The following is a 13024-nucleotide window of genomic DNA, read 5'->3' on the forward strand; positions in this document are numbered from 1 at the left end:
CCGTCACCCACCGGGGCCTTGACGCAGGGCTCGTGCACTCCCACCGGAACGGACCATCATGCTTGTACTCATCGGGGTACTCCTGGTCATCGTTGGCTTTGCCATCCGACTGAACCCCCTCGTCGTCGTCACCGTGTCGGGCATCGTCACGGCACTCCTCGGCGGACTCAACCCCCTCCAGATCCTCGAGGCGTTCGGCTCCGGCTTCGCCAGCAGCCGCTCGGTGACGATCTTCGCGGCAGTGCTGCCCGTGATCGGCATCATCGAGTACTCCGGCCTCCAGGAGCAGGCCAAGAACCTCATCGCCAAGCTCGCCAAGCTCACCGCCGGCCGCGTGCTCCTCGCCTACCTCGCCATCCGCCAGCTCACCGCCGCCGTGGGGCTGACCACCGTGGGCGGCCACGCGCAGACCGTGCGACCCCTCGTGTTCCCCATGGCCGAGGGCGCGGCGATGCGCCGCTACGGCCACGTGCCGGAGAAGGTCAAGGAGAAGATCAAGGGCCACTCGGCGGCCGCGGACAACGTGGGCGTCTTCTTCGGCGAGGACGTCTTCGTGGCGGTCGGCTCGATCCTGCTCATCACCACCTTCGTGGACACCACCTACCACCTGCACCTCGAGCCGCTCCAGCTCGCCCTCTGGGCCATCCCGACGGCGATCGCGGCCTTCCTCATCCACGGCTTCCGGCTGCTGCGCCTCGACCGGGCGCTCGACCGCGAGTACGCAGGCACCACCCGCGACGACGCGGACAGCACCGCCGCCGTCGACGCCACCACCGAGCTGGGAGACGCCAAGTGATCAACGTCGAAGCCGTCTACTGGCTCATCGGGGCCCTCTTCATCGCCTGGGCATCGCTGATCGCCCGCGACGAGAACCACCCGCACCGCGTGGGCGCCTCATCCTTCTGGGGCCTGCTCGGCCTGTGCTTCTTCTACGGCACGTGGGTCACCGCCGGAACTGCCCCGGCGTGGATCCTCGGCGTCGCGGTCCTGGTCCTCGTGGCCCTCGCCGCCACCGGCCGCCTCAAGCACGGCCGGGCCAAAACCTCCACCCCGGCCGAGCGGGTGCAGTACGCCGCGAAGTTCGGCAACCGGCTCTTCGTCCCGGCCCTCGCCATCCCCGTCGTGACGGTGGTCCTCGTGCTTGCGGCGCCCGCCCTGACCATCGGCAAAACCCCGATCCTCGACCCCAAGAACACGACCCTGGTGGCCCTGGCCATCGGCGCGATCGTGGCGGCCGTCCTCGCCGTCGTGCTTCTGAAGCCGAAGAACAAGCTGAACCCGATCATCGAGAGCCGCCGCATCCTCGAGTCGATCGGCTGGGCCGCGCTGCTGCCGCAGATGCTCTCCACCCTCGGCATCCTCTTCACGAAGGCCGGAGTCGGCACCGCCGTCGGCACCCTCGCGACCGCCGTGATGCCCAAGGGCTCGCTCATCGCCGGCGTGATCGTCTACTGCCTGGGCATGTTCATCTTCACGATCCTCATGGGCAACGGCTTCGCGGCGTTCCCGATCATGACCGCAGCGATCGGCTGGCCGGTCCTCGTCCAGCAGTTCCACGGCAACCCGGCGATCGTGTTCGCGATCGGCATGCTGGCCGGCTTCTGCGGGACCCTGTGCACCCCGATGGCCGCGAACTTCAACCTCGTCCCGTCCGCGCTCCTCGAGATGAAGAACAAGTACGGCGTGATCACCGCGCAGGTCGGGACCGCGATCCCGCTGCTCGTGGTCAACACCGCCCTCATGTACTTCCTCGCGTTCTAGGCGCATGGACCCACCACGAAAGGACCCCATGGACCACGAACTCTTCCCCGCGGCGCCCTTCCCCGCGGCGGCGCAGCGGTGCGCCGAGGTCGTCCTGGACAATCTGGGCCGCCAGTACCCGTATGCGGCGCACCACGTGCGGCGCTCGGCCGAGGACACGTCCATGCCGCACGAGCTGCACCCCGCGTTCGGCACGTCCTTCGACTGGCACTCGTGCGTGCACATGCACTGGCTGGGCGTGAGCGTGCTGGACTCCGGCGCGCTGCCGGAGGAGACCGCCGCGGAGCTCCGGGCGGCCCTCGGCGCGAACCTCACGGCGGACAGGCTCGCGGTCGAGGCCGCCTACCTGGCCCCCAACCCCTCGTGGGAGCGGCCGTACGGGTGGGCGTGGCTCGTGCGCCTCGCCGCGGCCTGCTCCGGCTCGGACGACGCCGGCCTGCGCGCCTGGGGCGAGAACCTCGCCGGCTGCGTCGACACGGTCGCGGGCCTGGCCACCGCGTGGCTCGGCACGGCGGAGTTCCCCGTCCGGCACGGCCTCCACACCAATTCCGCGTTCGGGCTCGCGTGGATGCTGGACGCGTTCCGGGCGCTCGGCCGCACCGACGCGGCCCAGGCCTGCGAAGCGGCCGCCCGCCGCTGGTTCGGCGACGACGCCGGCTGGGCCACCGAGTGGGAGCTGTCCGGCCAGGACTTCCTCTCCGCGGGGCTGTCCGAGGCGGACCTCATGGCCCGCGTCCTGGCCCCGGGCGAGTTCGCCGCGTGGCTGGGCTGGTTCCTCCCGGACCTCGGCGCCGGCTCGCGCATGCTCGCGCCCGTCGGCGTGGCGGACGAGACCGACGGCTACATGGTGCACCTGCACGGCCTGAACCTGAGCCGCGCGGGGCAGCTGGCCCGCATCGTCGCCGTCCTCCGGGACGCGCACGACGCCGGCGGGCCGCCCGCCGCGGCGGCCTCACCGGAGCCGGTGCTCGCCGCCGCGGTGCAGCCCCTGTTCGCCGCGGGGCTCAAGGGCCTGGACAGCGGCGACTTCATGTCGACCCACTGGCTCGCGAGCTTCGCGTGGGACGCGGCCGAGTCGATCGAGGCCCTCGGGGAGCACGAGCCGGCCTGACCGGGCCTTCGCCCCTGGCGCCTGGGACCTTGTGCCCGGCGCCGGGTCAGGCCGCGAGGGGCCGCCCGGCGCGCCGCGCATGGGCGTGGTCGAGGGCAGGTTCGGCGACGGCGAGCGCGAGGACCAGCAGGCCCGCGAGCGCCACCAGGCCGGCCACGAACGGCGCGGCCACGAGCCCTCCCAGATGCTCGAAGACGTCCCACACCATCATGGCGCCGAAGAACGCGCCGCCCACCGCGTTGACCCACCGCCCCACACGGTCCGAGAGCACGAACGTCAGGACCGCGAGGGCCAGCGGGACGAGCACGAAGCCGGACATCATGACGGTCAGGAAGCCGTCCACCGGCATGCCCTCGACCCGTCCGGCCCTGAGCTCGTCGATGAAGCCCGGTTCCATGAGGGACAGGATGAACAGCAGGACCATGCCCACCGCGTAGAAGACCCACAGCGTGGCAATCCTGAACTTCCACATCAGCGACTGCATCGTCGCCACCTCCTTGCGACGGAGGGCCGCCGGCCGGGCGGCCTCCATGTTCAGGATGGCCCGCGGGGTTCCGTCGCCGCAGTGCCGAACGTCCCCTCCCGGCGCCCCGCCGTAGGATGCGAGCGTGAGCGGGCCCGAGACGAACGGCTGGCAGGCCCCGCCCCCGGGGCACCGGCGGCCGAGGGAGATGGTGCGCGTGCTGGGCGTGCCGAACTTCGCCCTGTTCTGGACCGGGCAGCTCGTCTCGGGGACCGGGACGTGGATGCAGACCGTGGCCATGGCCTGGCTCGTGCTCCAGATCAGCCACTCCCCCGGCGTGCTCGGCACCGTGACGATGCTGCAGTTCCTGCCGATGATGCTGTTCACGCTGCCGGCCGGGGTACTGGCCGACCGGGTGGCGAAGCGCCGCCTGCTGCTGGCCACGCAGACCCTCGCGGCCGTCCAGGCGGTGGTCCTCGGCATCCTCACGCTCGTGGGGACGCCGCAGATCTGGGTCCTGGCGGCGCTGGCGTTCGTCCTCGGGCTCTCCAACGCCTTCAACAACCCGACGCAGCAGGCGTTCCTGCCCGAGCTCGTGGGACGGGACCTGCTGCCCGACGCGGTCACGATGAACAGCATCCAGTTCAACGGGACCCGCATGGTCGGCTCCGCCCTGGGCGGCCTCGTGCTCGCGCAGTCCTCCGCCGCGGCCGTGTTCCTCCTCAACGCGGCGAGCTTCCTGGCCGCCCTCGCCGCCCTGCTGCTCCTGAGCGGCGCCGACCTGCACCAGCCGTCCGGCGAGCGGCCCGGGCGCCGGGCGCTGCGGGAGGGCCTCGCCTACACGTTCCACACCCCGGCGGTCCTCTTCGTCCTCACCTCCCTGGCCGTGGTGGGCACCTTCGGATTCAACTGGCCCGTGGCGGGGCCGCTCATCGCCCAGGACCTCCTCCGCGTGGGGGCGGACGGCTTCGGCGCGCTCATGGGGGCGTTCGGGGCCGGCTCGCTCGTGGCCGGAGCCGGGCTCATCGTCCTGGGGGCGGGCGGCCGACGCCGGCTGGTCGCCGCGGCGGCCGTCCTCGCCGTCGTGCTCGTGGCCCTCGGCGTCTCCCGCTCCTACCCGGTGAGCCTGGCGCTCATGGTCGTCGCCGGGACCAGCGGCACGGTGTACACGACCACCGCGAACAGCATGCTGCAGCGCGCGGTGCCGGACCGGCTGCGCGGGCGCGTCATGAGCCTGTTCGTGCTCCTCATCGCCGGCAGCACCCCGATCGGCGCCACGCTGCTGGGCTGGGGCGCGGACGCGTTCGGCATCGCGGCGACGATCATCGGCTTCGGCGCCGTCACCGCAGCCGGGCTCCTCGCCCTCGTCGGCCGGGGCCGGTCCGCGTGAACCGCGGGGCGCCGATGTTCGTTGTCCCCCGTGGGAGAGAGGGAGGACGAGGATGGAACTCGACGCCATCGAGGTCGCCCTGCTGGACGGGCGCACCACGACGTTCGGCGAGTGGGCGGGCAAGGTCCGGCTCGTAGTCAACGTGGCGAGCCGCTGCGGGCTCGCCCCGCAGTACGAGCAGCTCGAGGAGCTCCAGCGGCGGTACGGCGCACGCGGCTTCACGGTGCTCGGCGTACCCAGCAACCAGTTCCTCCAGGAGTACCGGAACGAGGGGCGCATCGCGGAGTACTGCTCCGCCACGTGGGGCGTGACGTTTCCCCTGCTGGCCAAGGCCTGGGTGAACGGCCGCGGGCAGCACCCGCTCTACCGCGAGCTGACCAAGGCCCCGGACGCCGCGGGCCGGGCCGGGCGCGTGCAGTGGAACTTCGAGAAGTTCCTCGTGCTGCCCGACGGCGCGGTGCACCGCTTCCGCCCCCAGACCCGGCCCGACGATCCGGCGATCGTGGCCCTCATCGAGGGCGCGCTCCCCGAGGCCGCAGGCTGACCGGCACCGTCACTTCTGCTGGCGCGGCTGCCCCAGCTTGGGCCGGCGGGGCGGGGTGGGCTGCGACGGCCACCTCCGGGGGCCGGTCCACAGGGCCGGCGGAGCGTCGAGCTCGCGGCACAGCGCGAGCGCCGTGCGGTCGTAGTTCTGGCGCCATCCCACGAAGTGGGGCCACGCGTCCTCATCGGTCTCGGTCACGGGATACCCGACCGAACGGAGGGATTCCGCGGCACGCGCGAAGTCCTCGAACGTGATCGAGATCGGCATGGGGTCGACCGAGATCTCGGCGAGGTCGGGAACCGGCAGCTTCATGGCCCTCGCCATGTCGGCGAGGGTCTCGAAGCCCATGCGGAGCATGAGCCGTGCGGTGATCTTCGGGTCTGCGCCGGGGGCGAGCGCGAGGTGGAGGGCGGCGGCATCCATCACGGCGATCAGGGACGTGAGCCAGTGGGAGTCGGTCCTCGGCGACCGCAGGCGGAGCAGCCCCGTGTACGTGGTGTGCGATTCGGCGACCTCGGCGGTCCACCGCTCCCACCGCACGAAGAGGTCGCCCAGGACGGGGCCGGAGTCGCCGCCGCCCGTGCCCCAGTGGGTGCGCACGAGGATCTCCGGACCCCAGGCTGGGGTCCCTGCCCGGGCGACGAGGAGGGTGACCTCGGTCTCGCGCCGGTTGAAGGCGGCGTACACGGTCGGCAGGTATCCGACTTGGAGGCCGATGACCGCGATGCCTGCGAAGCCGGCGAGGTAGGCGGCGAACTGGCCGCCGCCGCCGTGCGGGACAGCGAAGCCCAGCGTGAAGAGGGACGACCCGGCGTCTTCGAGGGCCGCGGCGAGGTCGTCCGTGTCCGGCAGCATGACGAGCGCGAAGCCGAGCACGAGCATCGCCATCCAGACGGTCAGGCGCGCCACGAGGGTCAGCGGCGACTGCCAGCCGAGGATCCGGTCGCGCCGCCGGTAGGACCGGACGCCGCGGAGCGCCAGCAGGAAGGCCCGGTCGAACAGGGCGTCGAGGGCGCGGGTGACCCACGAGTCGACGCGCCGCGGAACCACGAGTGCCCCGACGATGCTCATCGAGGTCCCGGCAATCAGGCAGACGCCCGCCACGAACCCTGCCCAGATCAGCGCGTCACGCACGGGTGCTCCTAGCCGATGTCGAGGAGGACCTTGCCCACCGTGCCGGCCTCCACAGCGTCGTGGGCCGCCGCGGTCTCGGCGAGCCGGAAGCGGGTCAGCGGCAGCCCGTGCTCCTCCCCCACCCGCAGCGCGCCGTCGGCGAGGGCCGCGCCGACGGCGGCGACGGCGTCGTGCTTCTGCTCGTCGGAGACGGTGTAGGTGAGGATGAACTGCAGGCGGGCGTTCTTGCCCATCGCACCGCGGACGGGGACCGCGACGGACTCGTTCCCGGTCCCGGCGTAGATCGCCACGGTGCCGCCGAGGGCGAGCGCGTCGAGGTCAGCGGCGATGTTCGCGGCAGCGTTGACGTCCACGATCACGTCCGCGCCGTCCGGGGCCACGCGCCGCACCTCGGCGGCGACGTCCTGCTCGCGGTAGTTGAGGACGACGCCGGCCCCCGCCGCCCGGGCGAGCGCCGCCTTCTCCTCGCTGCTCACGGTGGCCACGACCTGGGCCCCGGCCCAGCGCGCGAGCTGGATGGCGGCGTGGCCCACGGCGCCGGCGCCGCCGGTGACGAGGACCGTCTTCCCGGCGAGGGCGCCGGGAGCAAGCCGGGACGGGCCCTGCTCGCTCGCCGTGAGGGCGCGGTGGGCGGTGAGCGCCGGGATGCCGAGGGACGCGCCGGTGTCGAAGGACTCCGCCTCGGGCAGCGGCTGCGCCTGGGCGGCGGGGAGGTTGACGTACTCCTGGGCGGTGCCCTCGGCGCCGCCGTAGGCAACGTCCCAGAGCCAGACCCGCTGCCCAGCTTCGAGGCCCGCGACACCCGGCCCGACGGCGTCGACCGTCCCCGCTGCGTCCTGGCCGGGCACATGCCAGCCGTCGAGGGCGCCGGGGTACGTGCCGCCGGCGCGGGCCTTCCAGTCCGTGGGGTTCACGCCCGCGACCGCGATGCGGACGCGCACCTGGCCGGCTGCGGGCTCCGTGAGGTCGCGCTCGCGCACGGTCAGGACGGACGAGGGGCCGGTCGCGTTGTACTGGACCGCGGTGTAGGTCTTGCTGTCGTTCTCAGCCATGGGGCCATCCTGCCCCATGCGCCCGCAGCGCCCCACCGTCTGGGAGTCACCTCCTGAAGGTCACCTCCTGAAGGTCACCTCCTGAAGGTCACCTCCTGAGAGTCACGTCCTGCGGGTCGGAACCCACAGGACGTGACTCCCAGGAGGTGCCTCCCAGGAGCTGACTCCCAGACGGGGCCGGGGTCAGTCCTGGAAGTACTCGATCTTGGCGCCGATCGAGTTGAGCCGCTCGGCGAGGTCCTGGTAGCCGCGCTCGATCACGTAGATGTTGCGCAGCTCGCTCGTGCCGCGCGCAGCGAGCATGGCCAGGAGGATGCAGGCCGCGGGACGCAGCGCCGGCGGGCAGCCCACCTCGGCGGCGCGCCACTTGGTGGGGCCGTTGACGTAGATGCGGTGCGGGTCGAGGAGCTGGACGTGGGCGCCGAGCCGGTTGAGCTCGGTCAGGTAGATGGCCCGGTTCTCGTAGACCCAGTCGTGGATCATCGTCTGCCCGGTCGCGTTCGCGGCGATGACCGCGAAGAACGGCAGGTTGTCGATGTTCAGGCCCGGGAAGGGCATGGGGTGGATCTTGTCCGTCGGGGCGTGCAGCTCGGAGGGCAGGGTGGTCACGTCGACAAGGCGGGTGTGGCCGTTGCGCGCCATGTACTCGCCGGAGATCGCGAGCTTCTGGCCCATCGTGGCGAGGGTCGCGAGCTCGATCTCCATGAACTCGATCGGCACGCGGCGCACGGTGACCTCGGAGTTGGTCACGATCGCGGCGGTGATGAGGCTCATCGCCTCGATCGGGTCCTCGCTGGGCCAGTAGTCGATGTCCGCGTCGATGCGCGCCTTGCCGCGGATCCGCAGCGTGGTGGTGCCGACGCCGTCGATCGTGACGCCGAGCGCCTCGAGGTAGAAGCACAGGTCCTGGACCATGTAGTTCGGGCTCGCGTTGCGGATCACAGTCACGCCCTCGCGGTGCGCGGCCGCCATGATCGCGTTCTCGGTGACGGTGTCGCCGCGCTCGGTGAGCACGAACGTGCGGTCGGCGCGGTCCGCCTCGGGGGCGCGGACGGTGTAGAAGCCGGCGGTGGCCTCGACGGCGAGCCCGAACTCGCGCAGGGCCTGCATGTGGGGCTCGACGGTGCGGGTGCCGAGGTCGCAGCCGCCCGCGTACGGCAGTCGGTACTCGCTGCGCTCGTCGAGGAGGGGGCCGAGGAGCATGATGACGCTGCGGGTGCGCCGGGCGGCCTCCACGTCCATGCCGTCCAGGTTGAGGGTGGCGGGGCGGCGGATGAGCAGGTCACGGGCCTGCTCGCCGTCCTCGCTGGGGAGCCAGGTGCACTCGACGCCGATCGAGGTCAGGACCTCCACGATCCGGTTGACCTCCTCGATCCGGGCGAGGTTGCGCAGGGTGGTGGTGCCGCGGTTGATCAGGGAGGCGCACAGCAGGGCCACGCCCGCGTTCTTGGACGTGTTGACGTCCACGGCGCCGGAGAGCCGGTGGCCGCCCTCGACCCGCAGGTGGGTCATCTTGGGGGCGCCGATGTTGACGATCCGCTGGCCGAGGATGTCCTCGATCCGCTGGATCATCTTCAGGCTGAGGTTCTGCTTGCCCTGTTCCATGCGCGCCACGGCGCTCTGGCTGGTTCCCAGTTCCGAGGCGAGCTGTCCCTGGGTCCAGCCCCGGTGGGAGCGGACGTCGCGCAGGAGGACGCCGACGGTTTCAGCAGTCTGTTGTGCCATGGACTCGAAAATATCACAGCTGCTATACGCAGGGGCAAATCGACGCTCAAAACCGAGATTTCAAAGGTCTAGACCGGCGGCAGACATCATTCGGTGATATACCGGCGTGTCGCACGTTCAGGGGCGCCCGGCTCCCGCGCCCGCTCGCGCGAGGACCGAGAGCACGTTACCCGCCGGATCGGTGAACCAAGCAATTCCCATGCCGCTTCCCGGATCGCGCAGCACGCCGCGCTCGTCCACGGGCATGTCGGGGCTGCTCGGGTACTGCTCGAGGTGGACCCCGAGCCGCTCGATCTCGGCGATCGCGGCGTCCAGGTCGGCGACTTCGAAGTTCAGCACGGTGAATGTCGCGGGGACGTGGTCCGGCTTGGGGTAGGCGAACACGCTCTGGCCTCCGGGGACGGTGATGAGGAGGCCGTCCATCTGGTCGGCCACGTCGAAGCCGAGCGTGTCGCGGTAGAAGGCGCGGGCCTTCTCGACGTCGTCGACGCTGAAGCTCGAGAACGAGGCGGTGGGCTGGAACATCGTGGGCTCCTAGGGTGCTGCCGGCTCCTCCCCCCGCCACCATCGCACGCCCGTCCGGCGACGCGCCAGAGCGCACGACGGCGCCTCCCGCACGAGGTGCCCCGGGCCGCCCGAGGTGAGGGCCGCCGTCGTGCGCCCGGGCGCTAGCCCCAGACCACGTTCCAGGTGCCCAGGGCCACCGCGGCCGCCACGGCGAGCGCCGCGATGCCCACGCCGGCGGCCAGCACCCAGACGTCCAGGCGGGAGAAGCTGGACTCGCGGGCCCACGTGCGCGGGGCGGGGCGGCCGTCCACGGTGCCGCCGAAGCCGCGGGCCTCCATGGCGACCGCGAGCCGGGTGGCCCGTCGGATCGCCTGCACGAGGAGGGCGAAGGCCTGGCCGAGGAACGCCCGGGCCCGGGCCACGGGGCTGTGCCCGCTGCCGACCCCGCGGGCGCGCCGCGCGAGGCCGAGGGTGCGCCACTCGTCCACCAGGAGCCCCACGAGCCGCATGCCCGCGAGCGCCCCGAGGACGAACCGGCTCGGCAGGTGCAGCTTCTGCGCCAGGCCGTCGGCAAGGTCGGTGGGGTCGGTGGAGAAGAGGAGGAACACCCCCGGCAGGGCGATCGCGAGGCCGCGCAGCCCGATGGCCACCCCTGCGAGGACCGAGTGCTCGGTCATCACCACGGGCCCGAGCCGGACCCAGACCGGTCCGGTCTTGGCGCCGAGGAGCGCCGTCGAGTACGCCGCGAGGGCCGCCGCGGCGGCCAGCGGCCACGTGCGCTTCGCGAGGGTCCCCGGGCGCACGCCGAGCAGGGGCACGAGGGCGAGCTCGCACGCGAGCGCCACGGACGCGGAGACCGGGTCCACGCTGAACAGCAGCGCCACCGTGATGCACAGCCCGGCGGCGAGCTTCGCTACCGGGTTGGCACGGGCGAGCACGGAGTTGGCGACCTCCGGGGTGAGGATGTCCGCGCTCATGCCGCCGCCCCCACGGGTGCCGCGCGGCCGCCGTCCACCCGGTACACGGAGTCGGAGAGGGCCGTGGTGAAGTCCTCGTCATGCGTGACGGCGAGCAGCGAGGTGCCCTGGCCGAGGAGCTCGGCGAGCAGGCGCACGAGCTCGGCCCAGGTGAGGGCGTCCTGGCCGAAGGTGGGCTCGTCGAGCATGAGGATGCGCGGTGAGGTGGCGAGCATGGTCGCGACCGAGAGGCGCCGCTTCTCCCCGCCGGAGAGCGTGAAGGGGTTGGCGCCCGCGAGCCTGCCGAGGCGGAGCCGTTCGAGGAGGGGGTCGACGGCGGCGCGCACCTCGGCCTCGCTGCGCCGGGCCACGCGGCGGGGCCCGAACTCGAGCTCGTCGATCACCCGCGGGGTGAGGAACTGGTGCTCGGGCTCCTGGAAGACGCTGCCGATCCGGGTGACGAGCTCGCTCGAGCGCCACCGGTGGGGGCTCGGGCCCGCCGTGCCCGCGAGCGCCGGGAGCGCCTCGAGCCGGCCGCCCGCGGCGGGGAGCAGGCCGGCGAGGGTCAGCGCGAGCGTGGACTTCCCGGCGCCGTTGGGCCCGGTCACGCTCACCGACTCGCCCGCGCGCAGGGCCAGGTCGATGCCGGTCACCACGGGCGGGGCCTTCCGCACGCGGCCGACGGCGAGGCCCTCCCCCGCGAGCAGCGGCTCGCCGTGCGCGCCGCCCGGCTCGGGCCGGGCCCGCAGCGGCCGCGCGGGCTCGTCCCCGGTGAGCGGGTGCCAGCCGGGGACCCACACGCCCGAGGCGGCCAGCCGGCGTCGTGCGTCGGCGTCGGCGAGCACGGCGTCCGGCGAGCCGTCGGCGAGGAGTCCCCCGGCGGCGTCGAGCACCACGACCCGGTCGACCAGGCCGGCCCACACCGCGACCCGGTGCTCGACCACCACGAGCGTGGCGCCGGTGCGGTCCAGGCTGCGGCGCACGGCCTCCCGGACCTCCTCGACGCCGGCGGGGTCGAGGTTGGCGGTGGGCTCGTCGAGGAGCACCAGGCCGGGCTCCATGGCGAGGATGCCCGCGAGGGCGAGGCGCTGCTTCTGCCCGCCGGAGAGGGAGGAGGTGGGGTGGTCGAGGGGCACGGCCAGGCCCACGTCGTCGAGGGCGCGGTGCACCCGGGGCCAGATCTCCTCCCGGGGCACGGCGAGGTTCTCGCACCCGAAGGCGACCTCGTCGCCCACGCGGGCCATGGCGATCTGCCCGTCGGGGTCCTGGAGGACGAGGCCGGCGCGGCCCCGCGCGTGGGGGGCGGGGACGCCGTCGACCGTCAGGACGCCGAGTTCCTCGCCCTCCTCCGCGGCGCCGAGCACGCCCGCGAGCGCGTGCAGGAGGGTGGACTTGCCGGCCCCGGACGCGCCGAGGAGCAGGACCCGCTCCCCCGGCGCGATCGTCAGGTCGAGGTCCTTGACGGCGAAGGCCTTCCGGCCCGCGTGCCGCCAGCCCCACCCGCGGGCGCTGACGCCCGCGGGCCCACGCCCCCCGCCTGCCTGCGGCATGCTCAGACGTCCGCCGCGCGGCCCGCCGCGAACGCCGAGAGCGCCCCCGTCCGGGCCAGGCCCCGCACGGCGAGCCAGCTGAGCAGGCCCGCGATGACGGCGCCGGAGATGACGGCGAGGACCGTGTACACGGCCTGCCAGCCGAACTCCCACTCGGGGAAGTAGATGATCACCTCGGACACGCCGAGCGCGAGCCCGGAGAGGGCGCCGGCCAGCAGCGAGACGCCGAGGTTCCAGCGGCGGTAGCGGAAGGCCGCGAACGCGACCTCGGCGCCGGCGCCCTGGACCAGGCCGGAGAGCAGCACGGCGAGGCCGAACTGCGAGCCCAGCAGCGCCTCGACCACGGCCGCGAGGATCTCGCAGAACAGCGCCGCGCCGGGCTTGCGGATGATCAGGCCGCCGAGCACGCCGGCGATCACCCAGCCGCCGGCGTAGATCCCGCCGAGCGGGGCGAACGCCGCCGTGGCGGCCTGCACGCCCACGTAGCCCTGGTCCCAGAGCCAGAAGATGACGCCGCAGGCCACGGAGACGACCGCGGCCACGACGATGTCGACGACCCGCCAGCTGTAGGTGGCCTTGGTGGGTGCGTTGCGGGTGGTTCCAGACATTGAGTGTCCTCCTGTGCCTCAGGAGGGGAGGGCAGCCTCTGCTGCCTTGAGAACTCGACTCCCTTCGCCGGTACTAGCCGGAGCAGGTTCGAGGGTCTGCGGTGTCCCGCACTCTCAGCGCCCTGTGCTCCCGCCCGGCTGCAGTGCCGGCGCGGGGGCGACGCTCCCCTGTCGTTTGTGCGCCCAGTCTACGCGTTCCGGCGCGCCCTGCGCCCGCCGTGAC

The 13024-nt window shown here is 72.9% G+C and carries 13 protein-coding genes; 5 read left to right on the plus strand and 8 right to left on the minus strand.

Going from position 1 to position 13024, the window contains the following annotated elements; all coding sequences use genetic code 11:
• The first annotated feature begins 58 nt into the window (after positions 1-58).
• The 3 genes from SA2016_RS17320 to SA2016_RS17330 are packed head-to-tail and all read left to right on the plus strand — an operon-like array spanning position 59 to position 2872.
• Positions 59-796 (plus strand): DUF969 domain-containing protein, encoded by a 738-nt coding sequence (locus SA2016_RS17320; protein WP_066500508.1) that lies wholly within the window; start codon positions 59-61, stop codon positions 794-796.
• Positions 793-1761, plus strand: a complete 969-nt coding sequence (locus tag SA2016_RS17325) for a DUF979 domain-containing protein (protein ID WP_066500510.1) — start codon at positions 793-795, stop codon at positions 1759-1761. The genes SA2016_RS17320 and SA2016_RS17325 overlap by 4 nt, the downstream gene beginning before the upstream one ends.
• A 28-nt stretch (positions 1762-1789) precedes the next feature.
• Positions 1790-2872, plus strand: a complete 1083-nt coding sequence (locus tag SA2016_RS17330; RefSeq protein ID WP_066500513.1) for a DUF2891 family protein — start codon at positions 1790-1792, stop codon at positions 2870-2872.
• A gap of 46 nt (positions 2873-2918) precedes the next feature.
• Here the strand turns inward: SA2016_RS17330 and SA2016_RS21570 are convergent, their stop codons facing one another.
• A complete protein-coding gene (locus tag SA2016_RS21570; RefSeq protein ID WP_157089146.1) occupies positions 2919-3356 on the minus strand; it encodes a DUF6326 family protein in 438 nt (145 codons plus the stop codon).
• Positions 3357-3480: 124 nt separating this feature from the next.
• Here SA2016_RS21570 and SA2016_RS17340 point away from each other — a divergent pair, with 124 nt between their 5' ends.
• Together SA2016_RS17340 and SA2016_RS17345 are read left to right on the plus strand one after the other, a co-directional pair.
• On the plus strand, positions 3481-4725 hold the full coding sequence (locus tag SA2016_RS17340) for an MFS transporter (RefSeq protein WP_141305575.1): 1245 nt from the start codon (positions 3481-3483) through the stop codon (positions 4723-4725).
• Positions 4726-4777: 52 nt separating this feature from the next.
• Positions 4778-5269 carry a glutathione peroxidase gene (locus SA2016_RS17345; protein WP_066500523.1) on the plus strand — a complete coding sequence of 164 codons (492 nt, stop codon included), beginning with the start codon at positions 4778-4780 and terminating at the stop codon, positions 5267-5269.
• Between the two features lie 9 nt (positions 5270-5278).
• Here SA2016_RS17345 and SA2016_RS17350 read toward each other — a convergent pair whose 3' ends face one another.
• The 7 genes from SA2016_RS17350 to SA2016_RS17380 form a co-directional block, all read right to left on the minus strand.
• Positions 5279-6403 carry a hypothetical protein gene (locus SA2016_RS17350; RefSeq protein WP_066500525.1) on the minus strand — a complete coding sequence of 375 codons (1125 nt, stop codon included), beginning with the start codon at positions 6401-6403 and terminating at the stop codon, positions 5279-5281.
• An 8-nt stretch (positions 6404-6411) separates the two neighbouring features.
• Positions 6412-7455, minus strand: coding sequence for an NADPH:quinone reductase (locus SA2016_RS17355; protein ID WP_066500526.1), 1044 nt, complete (start codon positions 7453-7455; stop codon positions 6412-6414).
• 183 nt (positions 7456-7638) lie between these two features.
• Complete coding sequence (locus tag SA2016_RS17360; protein WP_066500527.1) at positions 7639-9180, minus strand: UDP-N-acetylglucosamine 1-carboxyvinyltransferase; 1542 nt, start codon at positions 9178-9180, stop codon at positions 7639-7641.
• A 117-nt stretch (positions 9181-9297) separates the two neighbouring features.
• A complete protein-coding gene (locus SA2016_RS17365) occupies positions 9298-9705 on the minus strand; it encodes a VOC family protein (protein WP_066500529.1) in 408 nt (135 codons plus the stop codon).
• Between the two features lie 143 nt (positions 9706-9848).
• Entirely contained in the window at positions 9849-10664 is an 816-nt protein-coding gene (locus SA2016_RS17370; RefSeq protein WP_066500532.1) for an energy-coupling factor transporter transmembrane component T family protein, read from the minus strand.
• Positions 10661-12193, minus strand: a complete 1533-nt coding sequence (locus SA2016_RS17375; protein ID WP_066500535.1) for an ABC transporter ATP-binding protein — start codon at positions 12191-12193, stop codon at positions 10661-10663. The genes SA2016_RS17370 and SA2016_RS17375 overlap by 4 nt, the downstream gene beginning before the upstream one ends.
• A gap of 2 nt (positions 12194-12195) precedes the next feature.
• Positions 12196-12801 (minus strand): ECF transporter S component, encoded by a 606-nt coding sequence (locus SA2016_RS17380; RefSeq protein ID WP_066500538.1) that lies wholly within the window; start codon positions 12799-12801, stop codon positions 12196-12198.
• Positions 12802-13024 lie beyond the last annotated feature (223 nt).

The organism is Sinomonas atrocyanea, from assembly GCF_001577305.1.
Taxonomy (GTDB): domain Bacteria; phylum Actinomycetota; class Actinomycetes; order Actinomycetales; family Micrococcaceae; genus Sinomonas; species Sinomonas atrocyanea.